This is a genomic window from Streptomyces sp. NPDC002845 (genome assembly GCF_053591955.1).
Genome location: NZ_JBSFUU010000084.1, coordinates 1 through 23,338, shown reverse-complemented (window position 1 = coordinate 23,338; position 23,338 = coordinate 1). Strand labels below are relative to the sequence as shown.

At 67.7% G+C, this 23,338-nt stretch carries 26 protein-coding genes and 1 pseudogene; 6 read left to right on the top strand and 21 right to left on the bottom strand.

Translation table 11 applies throughout. The annotated features are described in order from the left end of the window. The first annotated feature begins 45 nt into the window (after window positions 1-45). Window positions 46-819 carry an NYN domain-containing protein gene (locus ACWD3C_RS39420; protein ID WP_451151948.1) on the top strand — a complete coding sequence of 258 codons (774 nt, stop codon included), beginning with the start codon at window positions 46-48 and terminating at the stop codon, window positions 817-819. A 102-nt stretch (window positions 820-921) separates the two neighbouring features. Continuing rightward, on the top strand, window positions 922-1,197 hold the full coding sequence (locus ACWD3C_RS39415) for a hypothetical protein (RefSeq protein ID WP_451151946.1): 276 nt from the start codon (window positions 922-924) through the stop codon (window positions 1,195-1,197). A 742-nt stretch (window positions 1,198-1,939) separates the two neighbouring features. On the opposite strand, the gene ACWD3C_RS39410 is transcribed toward ACWD3C_RS39415, so the two are convergent. The 6 genes from ACWD3C_RS39410 to ACWD3C_RS39385 all read right to left on the bottom strand — a co-directional run bounded on the left by ACWD3C_RS39410 (window position 1,940) and on the right by ACWD3C_RS39385 (window position 8,239). Next, a complete protein-coding gene (locus ACWD3C_RS39410) occupies window positions 1,940-2,143 on the bottom strand; it encodes a hypothetical protein (RefSeq protein ID WP_451151984.1) in 204 nt (67 codons plus the stop codon). 169 nt (window positions 2,144-2,312) lie between these two features. Further along, complete coding sequence (locus tag ACWD3C_RS39405) at window positions 2,313-3,158, bottom strand: zinc-dependent metalloprotease (RefSeq protein WP_451151944.1); 846 nt, start codon at window positions 3,156-3,158, stop codon at window positions 2,313-2,315. Window positions 3,159-3,266: 108 nt separating this feature from the next. After that, a complete protein-coding gene (locus ACWD3C_RS39400) occupies window positions 3,267-3,749 on the bottom strand; it encodes a hypothetical protein (RefSeq protein WP_451151942.1) in 483 nt (160 codons plus the stop codon). A gap of 117 nt (window positions 3,750-3,866) precedes the next feature. Next, window positions 3,867-4,643: a transposase gene (locus tag ACWD3C_RS39395; RefSeq protein ID WP_451151940.1), complete on the bottom strand. Its 777-nt coding sequence runs from the start codon at window positions 4,641-4,643 to the stop codon at window positions 3,867-3,869. Window positions 4,644-4,701: 58 nt separating this feature from the next. Then, window positions 4,702-5,532: a transposase gene (locus tag ACWD3C_RS39390; protein WP_451151938.1), complete on the bottom strand. Its 831-nt coding sequence runs from the start codon at window positions 5,530-5,532 to the stop codon at window positions 4,702-4,704. A gap of 277 nt (window positions 5,533-5,809) precedes the next feature. Then, on the bottom strand, window positions 5,810-8,239 hold the full coding sequence (locus tag ACWD3C_RS39385; RefSeq protein WP_451151936.1) for a hypothetical protein: 2,430 nt from the start codon (window positions 8,237-8,239) through the stop codon (window positions 5,810-5,812). Window positions 8,240-8,829: 590 nt separating this feature from the next. Here ACWD3C_RS39385 and ACWD3C_RS39380 point away from each other — a divergent pair. Beyond that, the gene (locus tag ACWD3C_RS39380; protein WP_451151934.1) at window positions 8,830-9,435 is read left to right on the top strand and encodes a transposase family protein; all 606 of its coding nucleotides are present in this window, start codon (window positions 8,830-8,832) and stop codon (window positions 9,433-9,435) included. A gap of 84 nt (window positions 9,436-9,519) precedes the next feature. On the opposite strand, the gene ACWD3C_RS39375 is transcribed toward ACWD3C_RS39380, so the two are convergent. The 15 genes from ACWD3C_RS39375 to ACWD3C_RS39305 form a co-directional block, all read right to left on the bottom strand. Then, window positions 9,520-9,975 (bottom strand): hypothetical protein, encoded by a 456-nt coding sequence (locus ACWD3C_RS39375; RefSeq protein ID WP_451151932.1) that lies wholly within the window; start codon window positions 9,973-9,975, stop codon window positions 9,520-9,522. A gap of 68 nt (window positions 9,976-10,043) precedes the next feature. Then, window positions 10,044-10,250, bottom strand: a complete 207-nt coding sequence (gene tgmA, locus ACWD3C_RS39370; protein ID WP_451151930.1) for a putative ATP-grasp-modified RiPP — start codon at window positions 10,248-10,250, stop codon at window positions 10,044-10,046. Between the two features lie 97 nt (window positions 10,251-10,347). After that, entirely contained in the window at window positions 10,348-11,694 is a 1,347-nt protein-coding gene (locus ACWD3C_RS39365; protein WP_451151928.1) for a tetratricopeptide repeat protein, read from the bottom strand. After that, window positions 11,691-12,887, bottom strand: a complete 1,197-nt coding sequence (locus tag ACWD3C_RS39360) for an endonuclease/exonuclease/phosphatase family protein (RefSeq protein WP_451151926.1) — start codon at window positions 12,885-12,887, stop codon at window positions 11,691-11,693. Before ACWD3C_RS39360 ends, ACWD3C_RS39365 begins: the two co-directional genes overlap by 4 nt. Beyond that, window positions 12,884-13,708, bottom strand: coding sequence for a TetR/AcrR family transcriptional regulator (locus tag ACWD3C_RS39355; protein ID WP_451151924.1), 825 nt, complete (start codon window positions 13,706-13,708; stop codon window positions 12,884-12,886). Before ACWD3C_RS39355 ends, ACWD3C_RS39360 begins: the two co-directional genes overlap by 4 nt. Next, on the bottom strand, window positions 13,705-14,034 hold the full coding sequence (locus ACWD3C_RS39350; protein WP_451151922.1) for a hypothetical protein: 330 nt from the start codon (window positions 14,032-14,034) through the stop codon (window positions 13,705-13,707). Before ACWD3C_RS39350 ends, ACWD3C_RS39355 begins: the two co-directional genes overlap by 4 nt. A gap of 160 nt (window positions 14,035-14,194) precedes the next feature. Further along, a complete protein-coding gene (locus ACWD3C_RS39345) occupies window positions 14,195-14,971 on the bottom strand; it encodes an SAM-dependent methyltransferase (protein WP_451151920.1) in 777 nt (258 codons plus the stop codon). Beyond that, on the bottom strand, window positions 14,968-15,513 hold the full coding sequence (locus tag ACWD3C_RS39340) for a hypothetical protein (RefSeq protein WP_451151918.1): 546 nt from the start codon (window positions 15,511-15,513) through the stop codon (window positions 14,968-14,970). Before ACWD3C_RS39340 ends, ACWD3C_RS39345 begins: the two co-directional genes overlap by 4 nt. 211 nt (window positions 15,514-15,724) lie before the next feature. After that, window positions 15,725-16,525, bottom strand: a complete 801-nt coding sequence (locus ACWD3C_RS39335; RefSeq protein ID WP_451151916.1) for a zinc-dependent metalloprotease — start codon at window positions 16,523-16,525, stop codon at window positions 15,725-15,727. A gap of 55 nt (window positions 16,526-16,580) precedes the next feature. Beyond that, the gene (locus ACWD3C_RS39330; RefSeq protein WP_451151914.1) at window positions 16,581-17,813 is read right to left on the bottom strand and encodes an acyl-CoA dehydrogenase family protein; all 1,233 of its coding nucleotides are present in this window, start codon (window positions 17,811-17,813) and stop codon (window positions 16,581-16,583) included. A 57-nt stretch (window positions 17,814-17,870) separates the two neighbouring features. Continuing rightward, a complete protein-coding gene (locus tag ACWD3C_RS39325; protein WP_451151912.1) occupies window positions 17,871-18,494 on the bottom strand; it encodes a GAF domain-containing protein in 624 nt (207 codons plus the stop codon). Window positions 18,495-18,540: 46 nt separating this feature from the next. Further along, window positions 18,541-19,119: a GTP-binding protein gene (locus ACWD3C_RS39320; protein WP_451151910.1), complete on the bottom strand. Its 579-nt coding sequence runs from the start codon at window positions 19,117-19,119 to the stop codon at window positions 18,541-18,543. A gap of 4 nt (window positions 19,120-19,123) precedes the next feature. Continuing rightward, the gene (locus ACWD3C_RS39315) at window positions 19,124-19,489 is read right to left on the bottom strand and encodes a DUF742 domain-containing protein (RefSeq protein ID WP_451151908.1); all 366 of its coding nucleotides are present in this window, start codon (window positions 19,487-19,489) and stop codon (window positions 19,124-19,126) included. A gap of 1 nt (window position 19,490) precedes the next feature. After that, entirely contained in the window at window positions 19,491-19,916 is a 426-nt protein-coding gene (locus ACWD3C_RS39310; RefSeq protein ID WP_451151906.1) for a roadblock/LC7 domain-containing protein, read from the bottom strand. After that, entirely contained in the window at window positions 19,894-21,669 is a 1,776-nt protein-coding gene (locus ACWD3C_RS39305; RefSeq protein ID WP_451151904.1) for an ATP-binding protein, read from the bottom strand. Before ACWD3C_RS39305 ends, ACWD3C_RS39310 begins: the two co-directional genes overlap by 23 nt. Before the next feature lie 490 nt (window positions 21,670-22,159). Here ACWD3C_RS39305 and ACWD3C_RS39300 point away from each other — a divergent pair, with 490 nt between their 5' ends. The 3 genes and pseudogenes from ACWD3C_RS39300 to ACWD3C_RS39290 form a co-directional block, all read left to right on the top strand. Further along, window positions 22,160-22,705 (top strand): helix-turn-helix domain-containing protein, encoded by a 546-nt coding sequence (locus ACWD3C_RS39300; RefSeq protein ID WP_451151902.1) that lies wholly within the window; start codon window positions 22,160-22,162, stop codon window positions 22,703-22,705. Between the two features lie 37 nt (window positions 22,706-22,742). After that, window positions 22,743-23,054 (top strand): hypothetical protein, encoded by a 312-nt coding sequence (locus ACWD3C_RS39295; protein WP_451151900.1) that lies wholly within the window; start codon window positions 22,743-22,745, stop codon window positions 23,052-23,054. A gap of 2 nt (window positions 23,055-23,056) precedes the next feature. After that, a pseudogene (locus ACWD3C_RS39290) lies at window positions 23,057-23,338 on the top strand (helix-turn-helix domain-containing protein); the annotation flags it as partial.

Genomic DNA, 23,338 nt, shown 5'->3' with positions numbered 1-23,338 from the left:
GACTCCCCCTCGACTGCGAAGTCGTCTGCGCTACGGTCGAGTGCCGTGGAGAACACTGCGAAACTGGCGGTACTGATCGACGCCGACAACGCCAAGCCCGCGGCCCTGGAAGAGCTGCTGGCGGAGGTCGCCAAGTATGGGACCGCCCACGTCAAGCGTGCCTACGGCGACTGGACCGGCACGCGGCTGAAGGGCTGGAAGGACCAACTGCTCGCCCAGTCAATCCAGCCGATCCAGCAGTTCGCCTACACCACCGGCAAGAACGCCACCGACTCCGCAATGGTCATCGACGCCATGGACCTGCTGTACGCCGAGCGCTTTGACGGGTTCTGTATCGTCTCCAGCGACAGCGACTTCACCCGCCTCGCGGCCCGCCTCCGCGAGTCCGGCCTGACGGTGTACGGATTCGGCGAACGCAAGACACCCAAGCCGTTCGTCGCGGCGTGCGACAAGTTCATCTATATCGAGAACCTCAAGAGCGCCACCGCCCCGGCTGAGGCAAAGCCGGCCGCGCGGGCCACAGCGGTCAAGCTGAAGGGCGACACGACGCTGGTCAACCTGCTTCGCCACGCGGTTGAAGCAGCCTCCGACGACGACGGCTGGGCCCACCTCGCGAACGTCGGCCACATCATCACCAAGCAGCGCTCCGACTTCGACTCCCGCACCTACGGTTACACCAAGCTCAGTGACCTCCTGGCCGCCACCACTCTGTTCGAAATGGACCGCCGCACTCCCGGCGGCGGAAAGACGACCGTCATCTACGCCCGCGACAAGCGCCACACCAGCAACGGTCCCAAGCAGGCAACGCCAGAGGGCTGATCTCAGCGCTGCGGTGAGTCGGCCGGTGAGCAGTTCAAGGACGCCGGTGTCCTGGAGCTGTCCGGAGAGGGGCAGCTCACCGCGACCTGCCGGGGCGAGGCGATGCGCTGGCAGGCCAAGCACGACCGGGACGCCTTCAAGGAGGTATGGCTGTTGTTCGACAACGACCAGGGCCGCTTCCCGCTCTACCCCGGCGAGTCGGTGTGGATCGAGTACGCCTACACCGTCACTGTGCCTCGCCGCGGCTGTGGTGGAGGTCTGCCGGTCGCGCCTGGGGTTGGTCTGGCACCTGCACCCGAACCCGATGTCGCCCAGTCGCTCGGCACTCAGTCGTTCGCAGTACCGGCATCGCACGTGGTGCGGGTCCTCAGACAGTGATGGTTCCGTGAGCGGCCCGAGGTAGTCGTAGCCGTTCTTCTCGGCGTGCTCGCGCGCCTCCGCTGTCGGCACCGGTATCAAGTTCGCGTACGCCCCCTTGAGGCGCCGGTCCTCCTCCGCCCACTGTCGCCAGTAGCAGGCCCGGCACGTCGCTTCCCCGAGCGCGTTCTTCTCGAGGGTGTACTCGAACCGGTAATGCGCCTCGACCCCACACGCCAGGCAGCGCGTCAGACGCCACGCAGTCGGCTTGGTGAACGGCTCCAGGAGTTCCAGACCGCCAGCACGCAGCATCGCCGTGATGTGGTCGTCGCACCAGGATTGGCGTGAACGGGTCCGGTACGCGGCCGGCTGCGAGCAATTCGGCTCAGAGCACAGCTGAACCGTCTTTCGAGGCGACGTAGAACTCACGTGCGGAGTCTCCCACGACTGTCGTTGCTGCTCTGGTCCGGTGACGCCACGGGCGGGCATCCCGCCACCCTGCTTGCACGTGCGCGCTCCGAATCGCTGGCCCTGATCGCGTAGCAACGCTTCAGGAGTCGATTGCTCCCCAACAGATCGACGGCCAGGTGAAGTTATACGATCAGCACTGTCCTGCCTGAGCCGCCTTTCGGGCCTATTGATCCGAAACGGTTTAGGGCCCGTAAAGAATCAACACGTTGCTTCACGGTCTTCCTGTCGTTGGTGTGGTATGCGCATACCGAGCGAGGTTCGTGACCAACTTGCCCTGAGATTCGGGGTGTTGTTACCTCATCTGAATGAGCGGCAGCAGCGGCTGGCGCTGGCCGCCGAGGCGCCGGTACACGTAGGCGGCGGCGGGGGGTAGGTTCTGGTAACGGGCATCAAGGGCTGGGGGCATAGCCACCTCCTGGTAGTCGGGGATGCCGTCACCGGTGGCCCAGTACTCGGGGGTCACGGTGCCCCAAGGGCGGTAGCGCGGTTCGTGCACGGCTGTTCCTTGTTGGTGATCGTGCGAGGTTCGGCTGTGTGTGCTGCGTGTGTCGGCCGAGGCGCAGCGCGGAGGCGGCTCGGCACGGGCGTTTGCGCTACAGCCTCAGAACGGTGCCTTTGCGGTCCGACGTCGCGAAAATCTGGAACTGCGGGCGACTTACCGCAGTTCATGAGGCTGTTCCCGCCGAATTCACCCCTGTGACCCGGCAGATCCAGGCATCCGGGTTGGCGAACTCGTCTGTGGTGGGCAGGAGTTCTGTGTCCTTCCAGGCACGGTTGGTCAGGTCGATTCCGCTTTCGGCGATGACGTGGGAGAAGAAGCGGGAGCCCTGCTCGTACGTCTCAGGGCTGGGTCCGAGGCGGCGGATGCCGGGGAGGCGGTTGTGGAGCAGGTAGCGCCATGATTTCGGGGCGTCGGTGCGGTGCTGGACCGGTGCGCCGAACAAGCGGGTGGTGATCTGACGGTCTGCCCAGTCGGCGTGCCCTTCGCGCCAGGTGGTGACGCTGCCGGAGTCGATGCCCCGCAGCTGGGGGAAGAGGGTTCGCCACACGGTGCCACCGGTTGCCGCGAACTGGGCGTGGTGGATTAGTTCGTGGGCGCTCACCTGGTGGAGGGACGGTTCGTGAGTGAGAATCCCGGCGTGACGCAGGGCCAGGAGATTCATGATGGTCTCGTACTGCCCGTCGTCGGCCTCCATGCTCGTCGCGAGCATCAGAGGCAGGATCAGCCTGTCGCTGACGCCGGTTGCCTTGAGTGCGACGCGGACGGGGTCGAACTGGTCGGGTGTCAACTCCAGGTCGGCGATGTCCCGGGTCAGGATGCGCTGCCTGGCCCGCATCTGCGCGCGTCGCCATTTCTTCGGAGCAAGGAGACGGAAGCGGACGCGCGGCGGGAGGGAGAGACCGGTGATTTCCTCCGCCATCGGGGCGGCCGCGTGCAGGATGTCGAAGAGCCTCGCGGCGAGTTCGGGGTGGCGGCGGGTATCGTCGAGGATGGTGAACTGGGGGGTCACTGATGATCCTGTCGGCGGATGGGGTGCTGGTGGGAAACGGCGTACTCGCACGTACGGGAGGGTGCTCAGGCTGCCTGCGGGGGCGTATCCCGAAGACCTGTCTGGGCGTCACTTGGGTCGGGCGCGTCTGGAGGGGCGGGGATTGGCCAGCAGCTCGGCGATTGCCGCGGAAATCTGGAACTGCGGCAACTTGTCTTCGATCCATCCGTACTGGCCGGCTTGATTGATGTCGACCAGCAGCCAGCGGTCCTGGTGATCGATGAGGATGCCGCACGCGACGTACATGAGCCCGAGGCGTGCCTTGAGCCGGAGCACTCCGTCCCTGATGTGCGGAGGGACATCGATGGGCGTGTAGGAGAGAGCGGCGTAGTCGGCGCGGAAGTCGTGGCGGGATGCCTCGCTGTGCGCGGTGATCAGGGCACCAAACATTTGCTGGCCGATCACCGTGAGGCGTACCTCGCCCCGCTTGTCGATGGCGTGTTGCAGTACATGGGCCGTCAACGCGATCGACTCGTCCAGTTGGGGATAGGTCACGGGGGTGGTGTAGAGGTTCGCCACGGTGCCGTCGGCGTACTCGATGAACGGCGTCACCAAGCTCTTGCACACGACGGCCGCGGAGGAGGCGAACGATTGCGCCCCACTCACGCTGTTGCCGACCCAGAAAGGCGGAACACTGAGCGACTCTGTCGGGAATCTTGAGGACGGGCGTCACTTCCCTTGGCGCCACCACAGCGGCCGGGGTAAGTCGCGTGCGTCGAGGTACTGCTGGAATGCTGTGGGAGGGCGGGGCCGGTACGAGCCGTCGGCGGGTTCTTGAAGGCTCAGCCGCTCGACGTTGATCGCGAGTGCGGTCAGGACGTGCTGGACGTGCGTCTTGGCCAGGCCGCGATAGCGGCACCGGCGTCCGCGGTGGCCGTCCGCGAACTCCTCGATGGTGCCCTCGGCCCCCGAGCGTCGCCCGTAGAGTCGGCGCCAGTCCGCATCCTGCTGGTCGGCGCGGTTCCTGGTTTGGAGTTCGTGCAGGCGGCGGGTGGGAAAGTACAGGCTGCGAAACGGGCCTGGAGTGCACTTGGCCCGCTCGGGGCAGCGGCCGCACTGGCGGGCGTCGAACCGGACTGTGACCTTGGTCGGCTCGGCCACCGGCAGGTCCTGCCAGTTGCCGCTGACCTGCCCGTTGGGGCAGGTTACCTCGCGCTGGTCGAAGTCGATGATGAAGTTCTCCCGGCCGAATCCGTCGTTGGCCCGGTGCTGCGGGGTGGTGCTGGGCGGAAGCGGCCCGATCAGAGTGACGCGGTGCAGGCGGGCGGCGGCGTCCATGCCGGCAACGGAGGTGTAGCCGCCGTCGACCAGGTGCCGGTCCGGCAGCAGGCGCAGCCGCCTGAGGCGGGCGTGGATGCCGGGCAGCGCCTGGCTGTCCGCGCTGGAGACGGCGGTGGCCACGTCGGTGATGACGTTGATCCGCTTGTCGTCGCAGGTCTCGGTCACGTGCACGAGGTAGCCGGTCCAGCGGGTGTCGCCGCGGCGCGTCCAGCGCGCCTCGGTCTCATACGGCGACTCGATCTGAATCCGGGAGGGCGGCCGGCCGTCGCGCTTCGTGCGCGGCCTGAACCGCCCCCTTGGCATCCACCAGGAAGTGCTGCACCAGGATCGTTCGGAGCACCTTCGCCTGCGCCGGAGCGCCGCCGGGGAACCGGGCGTCAAGGCGTTGCAGCAGTTCGCGGGCGTCGTTGCCCACCTGCTCCAGGCGGGCGACGGGGTGGCTGGGCTGGGAGCACAGGCGAACCGGCCGGCCGTAGCGTTGGGCCCATTCGGCGGTGACCAGCTCATCCAGCACCTCTGGCGCGTCGCGGGCCACCTCTTCCAGCACGGCGCGGACCGCCTCGCACGCCAGCTCCAGGCGGGTCAACTCCCGTGCGGCGGACAGGACGTGGGTGGAGTCGGTGCGCTGCGTGACGCGCCCCTTGAGCAGGCCGGCCCGTCGGATGCGGGTGAGTGCGAGGCCCAGTAGCCGGTCGGCGCGGTCGCCTTCGGCGAGCCGGTCGCGGAAGTCGGACAGGACGCTGTGGTGGAAGCCGGGATCGTCCAGGTCCAGTCCGAGGGCGTACTTGAAGTCGATTCGGCAGCGCACCGCCTCGGCGGCCTGGCGGTCGGAGAGGTTCATCGCGTACTGCAGCACGCAGACGGTGGCGAGCTGGGCGGGTGAGAGCCCAGGGCGGCCGTCACGCGGGTACCAGGCGGTGAAGTCCTTGTCACGCCAGAGGCCATCGAGGCGGTCGCGGATCCACATCGCGGTGGTGCCCTTGGGGTTGGCCGCGCGGGCAACCCGGGCGGTCAGCGGCGGGATCTCGGCTCCGGAGTGAGGTTGGAGGGACACATCGGGCTCCTGGGGAACGAGGGCGGGACGTTCCAACGAGCCTGACGCAACGTCGCGATCGTTAACTGCCGTCCTCAAGATTCCCGACAGAGTCCCTTCATTCGCGCTTCGCCGAGACAACTGGCAACGACACAGAGGCGCATCCTGCTTGACGCATCGAGAATCTCCTCCACCACGTCCGCGACCGCACCTTCCGCAAGGACGACTCCAAGGTCCGCACCGGCCGGCTGCCCCGCGCGATGGCATCCCTGCGCAACCTCGCCATCAGCATCCACCGTCAGGACGACCAACTGTGGTACTGCCTTGTCCATTCGGCGGAAAGTCCGCCTGCCTTCACATAGGCGATACCATTCGTAAGGATGCCGATGCGATTGCCGGAAAGCGCCAGTTCCTGGACACTGTCGTATTGTCTGACCAAGGCGGTGCCAAGGTCTTCTCCCACCTGAGGCACGCCCTGAGAGACCACCCCGATGCGCTTGCCGGAGAGCACCAACTGCTCTACGGGGGTATATTCATATCTCCAGATATAAGAGTCGATCGCGCCTTCCTTCACGAAAGCGGTGCGATCGTTCGTAACTACCCCGATGCGGTTACCGGAAAGCACCAGTTCCCGGACGCTGCTGTGTTGTTCGAACCAGGCGGCGGAGAGTCCACCTGCCTTCACATAAGCAGTGCGATAGTTCGTGACCATCCCATCGGTGGTATTGTTCGTGACCACACCGATGCGATTTCCGTCGAGAACCAACTGCTCCACGCCGGTGAATTGCCTTCTCCAGTCAGTAGAGGAGAGCCCGCCTTCCTTCACGAAAGCGGTGCGATCGTTCGTGACTACCCCGATGCGGTTACCGGAAAGCACCAGTTCCCGGACGTTGTCGTGTTGTTCGACCCAGCGGGCGCCGAGTCCGCCTGCTTTCACATAAGCGGTGCCATCGTTCGTGAGCACCCCGATGCGGTTGCCGTCGAGAGCCAACTGCTTCACGCCGGTGTATTGCTTTGTCCAGCGGGCACCGAGCCCGCCTTCCTTCACATAGGCGGTGCCATCGTTCGTAACCACCCCGATGCGATTGCCGTCGAGAACCAACTGCTTCACGTCGCCGCTTTGTTGGACCCAGCCGCCGGAACTGCCGAGCTCGCTGGCTTCCTTCACATAAACGATGCCATCGTTCGTGAGTACCCCGATGCGGTTACCGTCGAGCTCCAATTCCTGGACAGGGCTATATTGATATTTCCAGTAAGCAGAGTCGGGTTCGCCTTCCCTCACATAAGCATAGCTGCTGTTCGTGAGTACCCCGATGCGGTCACCGTCGAGCTCCAGTTCCCGGACATCGTCAGATTGCCATTCCCAGTCAGTAGGGTAGGGCCAGTCTTGCCTCATATAAGCAGTGCTGTCGTTCGTGAGTACCCCGATGCGGTCACCGTCGAGCTCCAGTTCCCGGACATCGTCATATTGCCATTCCCAGTCGGCGTTGAGCCCGCCTTCCATCATATAGGCGGTGCCATCGTTCGTGACCACCCCGACACGGTCACCGCTGAGAACCACCTGCTTCGCGCCGGTGTATTGCCTTCCCCAGCCAGCAGAGTTGGCTGAGCCTTCCTTCACATAAGCCTTGCTGTCGTTCGTGAGTACCCCGATGCGGTCACCGTCGAGAACCAGATTCCGGACATTGCCGACTTGCTTGACCCAGTCGCCGGCACCGCCGAGGCCGCCTTCCTTCACGTAGGCGGTGCCATCGTTCGTGACCACCCCGACACGGTCACCGCTGAGAACCACCTGCTTCGCGTCTTGGAATTGTGTGACCCAGTCGGAAGAGCGGAGCGTGCCTTCCTTCACAAAAGCGGTGCCGTTGTCCGGAAGTATTCCGATGCGGTTGTTGCTCAAGTCCAGTCCGCTGGCCGCTCCGCCCATCCGGAACTCGATGGGGATGTGGTCGGACACGATCCCGCCGCCTGCCCGGTGACCTGCCCAGCCCGCCACGACCTCGTTGGCGACCATGAAGTCGATTTCCCTGCCGTCCCGGTGAGTAGCCGCCCCCAACGTGTATCTATGGACATCCGGAGGGAGGGACAGCTGGGCCGGATCCCGGTTGAAGTCTCCCAGGATCGCCCACTGGTAGTCCGCAAATCGGTTGGCTATGTGGGAAACGATGTGGTCCGCGTCGTTACTGACGTTGGGGCCGTTCGAGGATGCGTGCACGGTGAAGGCCACGGTGTTGTCGTCGAGCCTCACCCCGAACGACGGTCTGCCCCGGCTGTCGTTGGTGTTCATGGTCTGCGGCGGGATTACCCAGACATCGCGGGCCTGCGTGGTGGTCACCATCGCCATGTTCACGCGATTCCCGTTCGGGTCCGTCAGCATGTGATAGATGTAGGCGTAACGACCGCTTTCGGCCCCCAGGTTCCACAGGTACTCCTCGACGACGTACCTCTCCCCGTTGAACTCCTGCACGTAGCTATCCGCGTGCATGGCCGTGCTTGGTACGGCTCCGGCCTCCTGGAGGGCCAGTACGTCATGCGGATCAGCGCCGTACTTACCGCCCGTGACCAGTCTCCTGATCGAGTGTTGCCATTTGCTTTCGTTACTGCCGGTCGCGCCCTGCATGTTCCAGGTGAGCATGCGGTGGTTGCCCACCACCGCGTGAGCCGGAGTCTGTGGCACGACCGCTAAGAAACCAACCGCCAGGAAGAGGATCAGCGCGACGCGGAACACCGCGGAAGGAGATCCAGAAAATCTTGACACAGCCAGCCCTGATAGCGGGGTTGTCGAACGCATTGCTCACCTTTCGTCCGCCTCGGCGAAGTGTGAAGAGGCATAGCCACCGGCGGATTTGCGTCAGGCATGGCCTGTGGTGTGAGCAGCTCCGTGCCTGGCGGGCAGCGCATTCCCGCACTCGGGCAGGCACTACCGTAGATCGCCCGGACTTGCTCGAGCACCTTGAGTGACGTGCACATTACAGTACATCCGCCTTTATTTCCATGGTGCTTGCGGGCATTCCGGAAGGAGTACGTTCGGACACTTCGTAGCGGTATCGCGGGCGGCACAGTCTGAACCCGACAACGCTGCGGCCGACAGTGTGACCAGCGGCCGGGCGACCTGGCCGGCGGCAACGGGATACACCGCACCACGGTGACCCGGTGGGTTCAAGAAGCCGTCGGCCTGCTGGGGGGTGCCGACGTAATTCGTTGACCAGCATGAACGCCGGGTATACGCAGCTCACGACGACCGTGGGCGATGTCCGGTTCATCCAGTCTTGACACGATGTAAGCCAGGTAAAGTCCGGAACGAACTCGCGGACGATCATGTGGCGCCCCAGGTCAGCGAATTACGTCGGTACCCCGCTGGCCGCTCGCGCCCCGCGCCTTGACCGGGCTCTGAAGAAGATCGCCCGAACGGGCGGCGGAGTCGTACTGCTGGACGGCACGCTGATCCGCACCCGCAGGCGCACCGGAAGGAAGAACCGGAAGAACTACTCAGGCAAACACAAATGCCATGGCCTGCTTGTGATCGCACTCACCGACGACAAGGGCCGACTCCTCTGGGTCTCGGCCACCCGGCCCGGACGGACCTCGGAGATCACCGCCTGCCGGCATGACCAGCTCACCGCCAAACTACGGGCGGCCGGCCTCGGCGCCATCGCCGACCTGGGATTCGTCGGACTCGACGACAGCGATCCCGACGCCGACCCTGCGGTGATCACGGGCTACAAGACCGCCCGGAACCGGCCCCTGACGCGGGCGCAGAAGCTGTCCAACGAGGCGCTGGCGGCCGTCCGGGCCCCGGTCGAGCACGGGCTCGCCCACCTCAAGAACTGGCGCGTGCTCGGCAAGGTCCGCACCGACCCGAAGTGGGCGACCGCCCTGGTCAGGGCCCTGCTGGTCCTCACAAACCGCGAAATCTCCCGGTGACCGATGATCTACGCCGAAGCCATCCGCCCGCGACCAGCCCGAGCATCCCGATGTCCGCACACACCAGACCCGTGACCAGCAACTTCACGATGCACACCGCTCACTGAGTCCGCAGTCGGCCGCCGCGCGTAAGGCCATGACCTTGTTCTGAGCCGGTTGGCCTCGGTCCGGAGCGTTGATGTGGAGGCAGTCCAGAGCGGCCAGGACGCCGACGAGACCGGCTGTGGCCTCCTTCTGCGCCCACCCGTGCTCCGGTTCGGGCAGGCATGCTCTGATCTCGGGGCGCCCTGGATGCCACCAGAGGATTGATCGGATGGTGTCCAGGCGCAGCCGACGGCCGCCTGGCGCTGTGAGAGATCCGGTCACCGTGCCTGCCTTGACAACGGCATCCAGGCCAAGACCGGTGGGGAAGTCCGCGAGATCGAAGCGGACAACGGGGATGTCGCGCTTGTCCAGTTCGATGATGATGCGGTCGGCTGTCGGGTCCGTCTGCTCGGTGACGATGCCGACCGGGCCGGCGGCAGGCGTGTGTATGGGCATGGGCATGTTCTCCGTGGGAGTTCTGCCGGTGGGGGCTCCGGTGCTGGAGCCCCCACCGGCACCAGAGGTCAGAGCAGGGGTGTGTTGCCCTCGGCGTCGCCTGGCGACAAGGGGCCGTTCATGGTCGGCGAGGTGCCGGCACCGAACGGTGCGGGTACCCCGTTGGCTCCGACGGTGATCTGGCGGACCGGGTCGAACCGCTGTCCCGCGGTCCTGGGCGGCGGGGAGGCAACGGCACGAGGGGAGAGCAGCCTCAGTGCGAACGGACGTGACATGTAGATCCCTTTCAGTGAGTGGGTTTTGTCCGGGGAAGGCGGGGAGAGGGCCGTCGCCCCGTGACGGGCGAGGGCCTGACCGCGGCAGATCGTGTCGTTACCCGCCGTCATGGCCGTCTTCCCCGGTGGTGGTGTGTGCGGACAGGCCGTCGAGCTGCTGCCGTACGCGGTCCGCGTCGGGCGGGCTGATGGGGGTGTAGATACGTTCGGCTTCCTGGTAGAGGGCGCCGGCTTCGTCGCGGCGGCCGGTGTCCTGGAGGGTCTGGGCGAGGAGTTCGCGGCTGTGGGCCTGCCAGCGCGGTGTCCCTGAGCCGTCGAACTCGGTGATGGCCCGCCGCCCGCATCGCTCGCCCTGTGCGGGGTCACCGTTGAGTGTGTGGGCGCGGCCGAGCCGGGCCAGCGCTCGCGCCGCGTCGATGGGGTCCTTGACGGTGAGCAGGGTGGCGCGGGCGGAGGAGAACGTTGCGACCGCTTCGGAGGGTCTTGCGAGGAGGAGTTGAACCTGGCCGAGGCACACGTCGGTGACGGCCACGGCGCGTCGATACGTGACCGCGTTTCGTGTGTCGCTGTCGGCGGCGGCCAGGCGGGCGAGCAGGAAGCGGCGTGCGCGTGCTTGGAGGAGGAAGGGTTCGGCTTCCTCGGGGCGTGCGGCCGCGAGGTGGGTGGCGCCGATCTCGTGGAGGGCCTGGGCTTCGGCGCGGCCGTCGGCGGACTTACGGGCGAGGCGGAGCACCTGGTCGAAGACTTCTGCGGCGTCGTCGTAGCGGCGGGCGCCACGCAGGCCCACGGCCCAGGTGCCGAGGATCTCCAGTTCGGCGGCGGTGTCCTGGCAGCGGCGGGCCGCGCCGAGCGCGAGCGCGTGGGTCTCGTCCCACAGGGTGTAGTCGTGGTGGGCGCGCAGGAGCGGCCACAGAGCGTGGGTGAGCTGCCACACCGATGCGTCGAGCCCGGCGTCGGCCGCCGCGATGATTCCCGCGCGCAGGTTGCCTTGCTGGGACTCCAGCCATGCGAGGGCCTCGGCGTCGTCGTCGAACTCGACCGGTTCCGCGGGCTCGTGGTGGTCCCGGCCGAGCGGGCGATGGGTGGGAGTAAGGCGGCGTTCGGCCCTGGTAGCGGTGTCCAGGAAGTAGTCCAGGGCGCGGCGTAGCACCTCACCCTGGTCGGCTGCCGCTTCCTGAGCGAAGTATTCGGCGGCGTGTGTGCGGGCGGCGTCGTGGAATCGGTAGACGGTGCCTCGGACCGGGGCGGCCCCGGCAGCTTCGATCATGCGTGCCGAGTGCAGCACCTGAAGCGCGTCACACGCGGCCGCCCGGGACAGGCCCGAGACGGCGGCGGCCAGCGCGGCGTCGAAGTCCAGCACGAACAGACCGCCGCCCAGGAACCGATAGAGGTCGGCGGCGCCGGGGGGCAGGTCCTGATAACGGATGTCGAGGGCTGCGGTCACAGCCACCTCCTGGTATTCGGGGACGGTTCGGCGGATGTGTGCGCTGTGCTGAGTGCGCGCCCACCCGGCGGCCAGATCACCGAGGGAGTGGTGCGGGCGGCGGGCGAGCGCACTGACGGCGAGCTGCGCGCCGGCACCAGAAGCGGCTGCTCGGGCCCCATCTCGACGAACTGCTGGCGAGACAGAAGGGCCGGCATTGGCAGCAGCGGCTGGTCGCTCCACTTCGCCAGAGGCTGGACGGTCTGCCGCAGGAGGGCTTCGACGAGCTTGCGGCGCGACAGGTCGATCACGACGAGGTCGTGATCGCTGAGCCCGGACATGTCGACGACGCAGACGTACACCACGCCTTGGATGCTGAAGCGGTCCAAGAGCCCGCGGTCGAGACGGACGGGGCCGCCCTGCTCCGGGCGAGCACGGCCCGCCGTGGCAGCCATGGCGTGAAGCTGTCCGTGGTGGGCCGCCCAGCGGGCGGCATCGTGCATGCCGGCCCCCAGCATGATGTCGTCGAAGTCCGTGTAACTGCGCCAGGAGCCGTCCGGCAGCTGCTCGGCACGGTGCAGCCGATGGACATCATCCGTGATCTCGAGGGAGGACCAGTCGATGGCCGGGACCAGCTCGCCGTGAGGGCTGGGCATCTCGTTGGCATCGCCGAGCAGCCAGCATGCCGCCCACGGGGCGGTGCTGTGGGCCTTGACCTTGTCCACCAGACGCGTCAGCTTGAACGCTTCACGCCGCCGGTCGGGCGGCGAGCAGTACGCGTTGTGGAAGCAGGCCGTGTGGATCGGGACATCGGGCACTTCGTCCAGGTACAGGGGGACGTGGGTGGGTGGCGTGTGGAACCCGGTGCGGTGGTGGCGCTGGGGCCCGATGGTGAAGCTGCTTTCGCGTACGAAGAGCCCGGTCGGGTTGTTGCCCTCGCCCATCCCCCCGAGGAAGCCGCGCATGCCCACCAGGATGTCTTCGGAGGCACCAAGCCGATGTCTGGCGGCGGCCACCTCTTCCGGAGAAGCGTCGGGCCCGGTCTGGACGTGCGGGAGCTCCGGCATGCCGATCCAGTCCGCTTCCAGCTGGGCCAGGAATTCGTACGCCTCGCGACACAGTTCGGGAAGCACCCCGGGCTCCGGACCGGGGCCGCCATTGCGCTCAAAGTTCCAGTTCAGGAGACGGATACGGTCACTGGACTTTGGCATCATGCGAACCTCCGGGCCTGCTGGGGTGGAGAAGGACGGTGCGAGGACGGCGCGGTGGCCAGCTGAGGGCGAGCGTCAACGGTCCGCGTCGGGCGGGCTGACGGGCGTCCAGGTGTCGACGGCTCGCTCCTCGATCTCTCCAGCGTCGTCGCGGTGCCGCTGCCAGGTGCGCGGGCGGGAGACCGGCTGTCGGGCAGCAGGCTCCGAGCGGTGTGGGCGATCTCCCGACGAGCCTGGATGGTTGCCGTGGACAGGAGTAGGTAGGAGACCGTCATGCGGACGACGGCCTCGACACCCCGGAGCCGGTCGGGGTGTCCGCCGGGCTCGGCGGCATCCAGGCGGCGACAACGTTCCGCGACGGCGCCCACAACCGCAGCCAGTCCTCGGCCGAGGTCGACCCGCTGATCTGCCGGGGCGTGCCGTGGCGAGAGGAGACTCAGGTCTGCTGCCTGGTGGCCATGGCCGGTGAGCACGTCGTGGAGCAAGGGGTGATCATGACTCGCTGCGAGTATCCAGCTCATCGCGGCCACGAGGCAGTCTCTGGGTTCCGCGCCCCGCCCGCGGGCTCGGCGCCAGCACAGGTCCACTCCGTCCAGCAGCCGGTCGGTCTCCCGCCAGAGCAGAGCCTGGGCGATGCCCTTCCGGTCACCGAAGGTGTTGTAGAGGGTTTGCCGTGACACGCCTGCGGCGGACGCGATCCGCTCCATCGAGGTCCGGTCCCACACGCCATCCGCGTGCAGACCAAGCGCTATGTTCAGCACGGCTTCTCTGACGCTCAGTTCCCGGGTCGTTCGCCGACGGTCCGGTGCGATGTCGCTGCTCATGCGTGTGCCTCGTCACCAGTCCGCGTCTCGCGCCAGGCCCAGACGGCTGCCGCGAGTGTGAGGGCGAGCACCGGTAGGAGCGGCACGCCGAACAAGCTGTTGAGCGTGTTGTAGGAGGCGTGGGCGAGGGCGAGCGGGATCACCCGCCGGTAGCGGTGATACAGCCATCCCGCCGTGACAGACCCCGCGAGGTGAGGTCCGCCTACGAAGGCGTACAAGGACAGCACGGCGGCGTACCCGTGTGCCGCTCCCCAAGAGGTGGGTGGCTGCCCGGATATGGGCAGCTGGCTGTGGCCGGAGCGTTCGCGGGCAAGAAGCGAATACATGTCTTCCTAGGACTGTGTCGTGAGGAGTGAGCGTTCAACAGTTCTCGCCGTGCGAGGCGACGGACGGCGCGTGCTGCACGACGGGCGTCGTGCCTCCTGCTGCATGGTGTCGCCGGGGCCGCCCTTGGAGGCCAGTGCGGCGAGCAGCAGGAACAGCGCACTACGACTTGAGGGCGACGCCTCCGTAGATGTACGTCGGCTCGGGGGAGACGCCTGGGTCAGGGCGCCACAGGGGGCACGAGACGAACCCTGGCTTCAGCAGTTCGAGCCCCTCGTAGTAGGCGGCGAGCTGCTCGGGACTGCGCAGGACGTACGGGACGGCGCCGGTGTCGTCGTAACCCTGTTGCGCGTCCTTGAGGTCGGCGTCGGTGTCGATACCGTCGTAGTGCACGAAGTAGCTGTCCGACGGCAGGGCGGCCTGGAGCCGCCGGACGATCGACTTCGCCTCGTCGTAGTCCTCGATGTGGCCGAGGATGCCCATGAGCATCAGGGCGACGGGCTGGTTGAAGTCCAGGGTGACTGCGGCGCGGCGCAGGATCTCCTCCGGGTCGTGCAGGTCGGCGTCGATGTAGGCGGTGACACCCGGGGGCTTGCTGTAGAGCAGGGCGTTGGCATGGGCCAAGACGATCGGGTCGTTGTCGACGTAGACGATCTTGGCGTCCGGGGCGATCTTCTGGGCGACCTCGTGAGTGTTGTCGTACGTCGGCAGGCCGGTGCCGATGTCGAGGAACTGGCGGACGCCGAGTTCGCCGGTGAGGTGAGTGACCGCACGGATCAGGTACTTGCGGGATTCGCGGGCCATGGTCACGACCTGGGGGGCGGTCTCGATATAGGCGTCGCCCGCTTGCTGGTCGACGGGGTAGTTGTCCTTGCCGCCCATCCAGTAGTTCCAGATCCGTGCCGAGTGGGGGACGGACGTGTCGATCTTGTCTTTCACGGGGTTTCCTCCGGAAGTGTTGTCCGGTCACAGGCCGGATCGGGGCTCGGGGGTGCGAGAGCGGTGAGGATGGGGCACAGCACGAAGGGCGCCGTCAGGAGCTGTCCGGCCGGATCGCCGCGAGTGATCCACCGCAGGCTGAGGCCGTCGTCGCGGGCAGCGCGCGGTGGAATCCACACCGTGGGCCCGCTGAGGTACGTGACCCAGGGCGGCCAGGGGAGATCGTCGGAGAGCGGCGGGACGAAGAAGGTCCAGACGTCTCGTTCAGCGGGCACGGCGCCGCGGCGGGCACCGCGCCGTCGCAGATACTCCAAGGCCGGGGCGGCGTACGGCTGCGCTACCCGGACCGCGTCGAAGTCGCCCCCGGTGGCTATGAGACGGGCGGTGGAGCTCCGCCAGGCCGAGCCCAGCAGCGTGTACGCCTCCTGGCCCGGATCGTGGCCGGTCAGGGTGGGGATGTCCCAGCCAGGTGCGGTTACGTCGGCACGGAGCGGGCTGACTGGGGCGGTCGGCCGTACGAGGGTTGGGGCTAGGGGAGTCACGGAGGAGCCGTTCGGTGTGCGAGAAGGTACTGGTGAGACCGGCGCGGAGAGCTCGTACCTCTGGGGGAGCCAGGGGGACACACTGCCCTCTACGCCGGCGTTGGGTCCGTCCTTGTTGTCCGCCGCCGTCGGCGGACAACGAGGACGGGGTCTGTGTCGACGGCGGCGCACCGCTTACTGGGCCGCCGCACGGCTGAGGCCGGACGCGAGGTCAGCCGGGCAGGCGGCTGATCCAGTCCTCAGGACATCGGAGTTCGCCAAGGGTGGGGGCCAGGCCGGAGGCGCTCCACACCTGGTTGAAGGCGTCCAGGCCGACGGCGTTCACGGCCTTGTCGACAAGGGCGGCAGCGCGGGCCCGCCGCCTGCCCGCTCCCGGGTCTGCGATACGCAGGACCGCGCGGCGCACCAGGAAAGTCCTGGGCCGCCGGCGCTGGGTGCAGTCGACGGGTCTGCCGAGTATCTGCGGGGTCGCCTGGTCGCTCGTCCACTGCGCATGGCCGTCGCTGAGCTGGGTGATGGCATCCTTGGCGGGCCGGACTACAGGCCATTCCGGGGCCGGTATGAGGGTGCCGCCGCAGGCGGCGACCTGGGCCTGCCGGGCGAGCGCGCGGACCAATGCGTCGCACAGGAGATCGGGGGCACCGGTCAGCCCCAGGTGTTCCAGGGCTTCGGGGACGATCAGCGCCGACGGCTGGCCGACGCCGGTCGCGATGAGGACGGATTCCTCGACCATCCACATCGTGCGGGCCGACCCGCGGGCGGTGAGCGGCAGGGCGGCCGCCTTCTTCCGCTCTCGCTCGGTGAGGTCCAGGCCCTCGGTGTCGCGCTCGACCTGGCGGCGGACGAAGGCTGCGTACGCCGTCGCCAGTCCTTCTACTCCGACGAGTTCGACCCTGACGGTTGGCAGGAGCAGGCCGGTGGCCTTCTCCACCCACGGGGTCGCCTGCGTGAGTAACTGGTGTATCTGCTCGGCCAGTTCCTCGGTGTGAGGCGTTTCGTTCTGGACGTACATGCTGATCATGAAGGTCTTTCGGCCATGGGCGGGATGAGGGATGGAGCAGTGGGGGTCAGGCGGCGCGTGCCTCGGCGGACCTCGTGCGGCGGATGAAGTCTTCGGACCACTGGGTGCGGTCGGCTCCGAGCGCTTTCTCGGTCAGCCGGTGCCGCTGGATGTCGTCCGGGCCTGCCGGTGCGCCGACGAGCTGGATGTCGCGCATCAGGCGCGTGATGGGGTGGTCGGTGCGGGCGGCGTAGCCGCCGTGGAGCGAGCTCGCGTCCCGCAGGGACTCGCCGGCCGCCACGTTGTTGTACAGCTTGGCCTGGACGAGTTCCGCGTCGCACGCTCGTCCCTGGTCCAGCAGGTGCACGGCGTCGTACGCCAGCCGTTCAGCGGCCATCAGCCGGGACTGCATGTCCGCGAGGCGGTACTTGACGACGGGGTGTTCGGAGAGCGGTTGCGTCTGGCGGTGGCGTTTGCCGGTCTTGCGGTGGCGGCCGCGGAGGAAGTCGGTGGTCTCGTCCATGGCCCTGTGGTGGAGACCGAGGGCGGTCGCGGCAAGGTTGGGACGGCCGCAGACGACTGAGGCGGTGTAGGCGGCGGCGAGGCCATCGCCGACCTCCCCAAGGAGGTGGGTCTCGGGCACCCGGACGTCGCGTAGTCGCACATTGCCGCAGGTGAAACCATGCATGCCGACCAGCTCCGGCTGGCTCACCTCGATCCCGTCCCGGTCGGCCTCGACGAGGAACGCCGACAGACTTCGTGGATCGCCGGGTCTGCCGGTGCGTACGACGACGACGTGGAGGCCCGCTATGCCTGAGTTGCCGATGAAGCACTTGGTCGCGTTGACGATCCAGTGTTTGCCCTTGCGGCGGGCCGTGCCGTCCATGCCCAGGACGTGGCTGCCGCTGTCGGGCTCGGTGACCGCGATGGTCGTCCACAGTCCCTGGGCGATCTGCGGCAGCCACAGCTGCTTCTGTTCCTCGCTGCCCAGGTAGAGGATTGCCGCGGTGGGGATGAGGGAGGCTTGCAGGATGCCCCCGGCGGCGCCGCTGAAATAGCTGATCTCGGAGATCAGGATGGTCTTGGAAAGGTGGTCCAGGTCCATACCGTCGTACTCGGCGCCGATGATCACGCCGCACCAGCCCAGCGCGCCCATCAGGCGGGGCAGTTCCCGGTCGGTGTGTGTTCCCGCCGCTTCCATGCGCGGGACGTAGGGGGCGATCACTGAGTGGCCGAATTCCTGCGCCTGGTCACGCAGGCGCAGGTGGTCGTCCGTCAGGTACGTGTATGTGGTGGACATCGGTCCGTCCCCTCCCTCTGGTCTGGCGGGCGCTTTGCTGTACGGCGGGCGGTCGCGCTAGTGCAGCGGGGGCGGCAGGGGCGGCGGGGTGTTGTCGGGCAGTTCGTCGATGTAGTCCACAGCCTGGGCGGCGACGTGCTTGATGAGGGCGACTCCCTGGCGGCCCCAGTCCGTCGTCTCCTGGCCCACGAGGCAGAGCGTGCCCAGCGCGATGTCGGTGGGCTGGTGGATCAGGGGGGTGCCCAGGTATGAGCTGGCGCCGAGCTGGTGGATGGCTTTGTTCAGCCAGCGCGGATAGTCGAAGACGTTGTTCAGCGGCAGGGCCAGGCGGCGGTCCACGGTGTGGACGCACCATCCGCTTGTGCGGTCCATGACGCGGTCCACCTGCGGAGTGGCGGCCGCGGCTGCCTGGCTCGCGCCGCCGCTGGTGCCCTCGGGCACCCACAAACCGGCGAAGTACTGGTAGCCGTCCTTCATCAGGTTGACCATGGCGAAGAACCCGTGCGGGTTTCCAACCAGGTCGGCCGCCTCCATCCCGGCGGTCTGCGCGAGAGCGTCGAACCGCGGAACGGGACGGTCCTCGATCAGCCCCTTGCGCTGCAACAGCGGGATGCGCTGGGCCAGTTCACGGTCCTCGGGGACCCGGTCGTGGCGGCCGGTTACGGCGTCAAAGGTGGGCATCGTGGGCTCCAAAGGCAAAACGGCGAAACGGCGGGAAGGGATGGGGCTAGGCGGAGGGGACGAGTGGGGCACGGTCGCGCGCGTGCGCGACCAGAGCGGTCAGTACGCGGCGTGAAGAGGCTCCGTCACGCGCGTCGCACTGGACGACGGGAACCTCGGGGCTCACCCTCAGGGCGTCCCGTACTTCCTGTTCGGTGCGGGGGCGTGCCCCGGGGAACTGGTTGAGCGCGACCAGGAACGGCAGCCCGCCGCGCTCGAAGTACTCGACGGCGGCGAAACAGTCCGCCAGCCGGCGGGTATCGGCGAGGACGACCGCGCCGACGGCGCCTTCCGAGAGGTCGTCCCACATGAACCAGAAGCGATCCTGGCCGGGCGTGCCGAACAGCAGCAGCTGCACCTCATGGGTCATCTGCACCTGATCGTCGCTGCGGAGCGTGATGCGGCCGAAGTCCATGGCCACGGTGGTGGCCGTCTTCTGCTCGATGCCCGCCAGGTTGTCGGTGCCGATCCCGGCCTCGGTGAGCGTCTCCTCCGTCCGCAGCGGCGGAATCTCGCTCACCGCGCCGACGAAGGTCGTCTTCCCGACCCCGAAACCGCCCGACACGACGATCTTCAGCGAGAGCATCAGCTCAGATTCGTTGTAGCCCAGCAAGGACTTCTTCCAATACCTGTGGGTCGGTGGCTGCTCCGCCGCAGTTGTCGGGCATCGCATTTGTGAGATAGCCGTCGTCCATGAGGTCAGCCAGCCAGATCTTGACGATCTGTAAGGGGTGCCCGAGCCTTGCCGCGATCTCCGCGACGGAGACCGCACCGGCCCGGCAGAGCTCGAACGCCTGCGCATAGTGCGACTGCAAGGGTTCCGACGGCAGGTCGATCTTGGCCTTGACCAGGGACGCCCTGCCGAGATCCTGTGAGGGAGTAACCCGCCCGTGGACCAGCGCGTAGGGCCGCACCGTCCCGAGAGCGTCGTCGACCAGGGCGTCGTCACCGGACATCTCACTGGACCGTCGTGCCCGCCGCTGCGGGCTCGGACCGTGGCGCGACGTACAGATAGCCAGGAACCTGCTTGACCAGCAGGGTCATCTCGTAGGAGACCTGCGCGACGTCGGCTTCGGCATCGACCAGGACGGACAGCAGTGTGCCCTCGCCGGCCGCCATGACGAACAGGTGGCCCTGGTCGAGTTCCACGACGACCTGGCGCACGCCGCCGGCGTCCCCCAGCAGAGGAGCAGCGCCTTCGGCCAGGGAGTGCAGTCCGCTGGCGATGGCGCTCAGCGTGTCAGCCGTCCCGGCCCCGTCGATGTTGAGGTTGGTGACCTGCATGCCGTCGCGAGAGGTCACCAGCGTGCTGAGCGCGCCGTCCGTCCTGTCGACGAAGTTGGTCAGCAGCCAGTTCAGGTCACGCGGAGTCGTGGTCGTCACGGGGGGCCTCCAAGGGGTGTGGGGGATTGGTCGGTTCGGAAGAGGGGGCGGAATCCGGTACGCGGTCCTGCTCGGCGCGGCGCCGCCCCTCGGCGACCCGGGACATCAGGCCCGCGCTGGGAGGCGCGGACGGTTCCGTATTTCCACGGGATTCACGGGTCCTGTCTTGCAGGCCCGGCGCCAGGTAGGAGCGTGAAGGGTCGCGCTTCGGCAGCGGAGCGTCGTCGCCGGATGCGCTGTCCGGCACTCCGCTCGGGGCGTGCCCCGGGGCGGGGTGCTCGCCGGTCGCGCGGCGTGAGGGCAGAGGCGCAACGCCGCCCGCGGCGGCTGACCCGCCGACGTTGGGCGCTGTGCTGCGTGCCGCCACCGGCCCGGGTGCTGCCGGAATCCCCGTACGGCCGCCGGCGCGGGTATCTGCCGCAGGCGCTCCCCGGTCGGGGGCGTGAACCGGTGCGAGGGATGGGAGGTCAGGCCGCGCGGCCTGTTCCTGCCGGTCCGGCCTTGTGCTGAAGAGGCCGAACGGCACGCGGACTTCGGCCTGGTTGGAGCCGTAGAAGTTGCTCTGGATCCTGACGTGGAGGCCGAGCCGGCGGGCGTACTCCGCCACCACCCACATCCCGATGCGTCCGTCCCGCAGGTAGTCGCCGGCCCGGTGCCGGGACGGCTCGGACAGCAGGCCGTTCAGCTGGGCCAGGGTCTCGTGCGGCATGAGCTTTCCGCGGTCGTCGATCTGGACGACCACTCCCGAGGCGGCCTTCTCGACCCGCACCAGCACCTGTGTCTGCGGATCGGAGAAGTTGGCGGCGTTGTCGAGGAGTTCAGCCAGCAGATGGACGAGTCCGGTCGCCGCCCGCCCGTCGACCATGCCGTCCACGGGGGACACCAGCCTGACCCGCTCGTACTGTTCGATCTCCGAGATCGCGTGGTTGATCACGTCGGACAGCAGCGTCGCTTTGCCGGAGCGCCGGGGAAGTGCGCCGCCCGCCACCGTCAGGCTCTCCGCCAGGCGACGCAGCCGGGTGACCTTGTGGTCCAGCCGGAACAGCGGTTTGAGGACCTCGGGGTCCTCCATCTCGCGTTCCAGCGCGTCGAACTCCTTCAACGTATTGTTGATCAAGGTCAGGATGCGCCGGGCGATACTGAGGACGGCGGCCTTCTCCTGCCGGGCCGAGCTGTCGGTGAGAGCCATCTGCACGCAGTGCACGAATTCGAGCAGTCCACGCTCCAGCGCGGCGAACGGATGCGGGGCAACGGGCTCCGACGGCAGATCGCGCACCTGGGGCTGCTCGCCACGCTGTAGCTGGTCCACCGTCGCCTGGACCTCTTTGAGGCCGTCGGCCATCACCGACCGCAGACGGGCGATCCACTGGGACACAGCCAGGCGCTCAGCCTTCTGCTGTTGTTCCAGGGCCTGAACGTCAGCCGCCCGCTGCTGCTGCACCGCCTCCACATCGGCTACTCGGTGCCGGTGCACCGCATCGGCGGTCGTACCGGACATCCGCCAGGCCACAACCAGCACCACAGAGCATGCCGCGGCGACAGCCGTCCACACCAGCAACCGTGCTCCGGACCAGGGGCGCTCGGTCCGCAGGAGGTATTCGGGTAGGGCTACCAGCAACAGCACGGCGCACGGAGGGAGGACGGCGAGCTGCCCCAGCCGTGAGCGCAGCCCCTCGGAGGTGTTCACCCTGCGCGCCCACGACTTGCCGTGCCGTCGGCGCTCGGAGCGTGTGGCAGGTGGAGTATCAGACATCAAAACCTCGGGGACGTGGGCACAGGCCGGTTGCACGGAGGCGCGCGGGAGAAGGGCCGCCGGGGCAGGCTGTCCGCTACGGGGAACGACGAGCTCCCCGCCCCGGCGACCGGCTACAGAGGCGGCCGGACGCTGTGGGCGGACGGCAGCGGCGTCAACAGCCGGACCACAGTGGTATCTCCCTCATGGACGAGTCGCGTTGCCCCTTCGTCATGTCGCAACAACGTAGGGCCATTTACGAAGATCACCCCTGAATCCAAATCAGGGCTGATTAGAGTTCAGGGGCGACGCACGGAATTCAGGGGCGGGCTGCGTCCCGGCGGGAGCAAGTCCCCGAGTGGAAAAGGGAGTTGTCCGCGCCGGAGACGAAGGGAAAGTGCGTTCGCGTACGAGTAGCGTTGCGGTGACGGACAGCCAGGGGCAAGCGATCCCTGCCCAGTGCTGTCCGGTAGCTACTGGACACGCTGGACACGGGGAGCGGACGGGAACGATGAACAGGGAGCCATTTGGCGAAGTCCTCAGGCGCTGGCGCGGTGACCGCTCTGTGCGCGACGTCGCCGCGCTCGCGAAAATCGGCAAATCGTACGTCAGTGTCTTAGAACGCGGCAGGCACCACCCCAGCCCGGAGGTCGCCGCGGCCTTGGACCGGGCCCTCGGTGCGGGCGGGGAACTGATCACGGCCGCCGACGCCCGGCCCGGCGCCAGCCCGATGGAGCGGGCGGATGCCCTTCAGCGCGGCGTGCACGCGGCTCTGGCCGCCGGCCCGATGACCGACGCGACCCTCGACGAGTGGGATTACGCCGTCGCCCGCCATGGACGTGCCACCCGCCACCGACCTGAGGCTGACCTCCTCGGCGACCTCATCGACGACTTTCAGGACCTGCGCATCCTCCTGGTCCGACGGCATCCCCCGCATGCCCGCAGACGCCTTCATGTTGTGGCCGCACGGATGTCCGGGCTGATGGCCCTACCCTGCTCAAGCTGGGCGACGACCGGGCACAGGGCGTACCGGCCGGGCCGCAGCGGCGGCGGCTGACGACCGCGCCACCCTCTCGTGGATCTACGCGCACGAGGTGTACCAGCAGTACTACAGCGGCGATGTGCACGGAGCCGTCGACCTCGCTGTCCGCGCCCAGAGCCTGGCCGGAGGCCTGCCTTGCGCCGGCCCGGCCCTGGCGGCTCCTCTGGAGGCCCGCGCGTACGCGCTGCTCGGGGTGCGCGAGAAGGCCCGGGCAGCGCTGGAGGCCGCAGGGACCGCGCTGGACCGGCTCCCCGAGGCGGAGCGGATCGGCTCGGCCTTTGGGTACAGCGCATCCCAACTCCACTTCCACGCCGGTAACGCGTGGACGCATCTCGGCGAGACGGAGCGAGCGCGAAAAACATAACTGTGGGGGAGCACGTCCAGGCGGTGGAGCTGTACCCGGCCCACGACCTGACCGACCGGGCCTTGATCCGCCTCGATGAGGCCATGTGTCTTGCGGTCGAGGGAGATCCGGCCGCCGCTGCCGTACACGCCATGCATACGGCGCTGATCCTGTACCGGGCGCGGGACATCGCCATTAGAGTGCCCGGGGCACAGGGGTCGGCGGAAGTCCGGTCGCTGCACGAGGCGTTGGCTCTGCCTGAAAGGGGCGGCTGTGAAGATCGAGGCAGCAGCGGAGGCGGACAT

Excerpts from the sequence above, each read along its gene's own strand:
- ACWD3C_RS39415 (WP_451151946.1), top strand. The coding sequence starts at position 922 with ATGCGCTGGCAGGCCAAGCACGACCGGGACGCCTTCAAGGAGGTATGG.
- ACWD3C_RS39380 (WP_451151934.1), top strand. The coding sequence starts at position 8,830 with ATGTGGCGCCCCAGGTCAGCGAATTACGTCGGTACCCCGCTGGCCGCT.
- ACWD3C_RS39375 (WP_451151932.1), bottom strand. The coding sequence starts at position 9,975 with ATGCCCATACACACGCCTGCCGCCGGCCCGGTCGGCATCGTCACCGAG.
- tgmA (WP_451151930.1), bottom strand. The coding sequence starts at position 10,250 with ATGTCACGTCCGTTCGCACTGAGGCTGCTCTCCCCTCGTGCCGTTGCC.
- ACWD3C_RS39360 (WP_451151926.1), bottom strand. The coding sequence starts at position 12,887 with ATGATGCCAAAGTCCAGTGACCGTATCCGTCTCCTGAACTGGAACTTT.
- ACWD3C_RS39355 (WP_451151924.1), bottom strand. The coding sequence starts at position 13,708 with ATGAGCAGCGACATCGCACCGGACCGTCGGCGAACGACCCGGGAACTG.
- ACWD3C_RS39350 (WP_451151922.1), bottom strand. The coding sequence starts at position 14,034 with ATGTATTCGCTTCTTGCCCGCGAACGCTCCGGCCACAGCCAGCTGCCC.
- ACWD3C_RS39335 (WP_451151916.1), bottom strand. The coding sequence starts at position 16,525 with ATGTACGTCCAGAACGAAACGCCTCACACCGAGGAACTGGCCGAGCAG.
- ACWD3C_RS39330 (WP_451151914.1), bottom strand. The coding sequence starts at position 17,813 with ATGTCCACCACATACACGTACCTGACGGACGACCACCTGCGCCTGCGT.
- ACWD3C_RS39325 (WP_451151912.1), bottom strand. The coding sequence starts at position 18,494 with ATGCCCACCTTTGACGCCGTAACCGGCCGCCACGACCGGGTCCCCGAG.
- ACWD3C_RS39320 (WP_451151910.1), bottom strand. The coding sequence starts at position 19,119 with ATGCTCTCGCTGAAGATCGTCGTGTCGGGCGGTTTCGGGGTCGGGAAG.
- ACWD3C_RS39315 (WP_451151908.1), bottom strand. The coding sequence starts at position 19,489 with ATGTCCGGTGACGACGCCCTGGTCGACGACGCTCTCGGGACGGTGCGG.
- ACWD3C_RS39305 (WP_451151904.1), bottom strand. The coding sequence starts at position 21,669 with ATGTCTGATACTCCACCTGCCACACGCTCCGAGCGCCGACGGCACGGC.
- ACWD3C_RS39300 (WP_451151902.1), top strand. The coding sequence starts at position 22,160 with ATGAACAGGGAGCCATTTGGCGAAGTCCTCAGGCGCTGGCGCGGTGAC.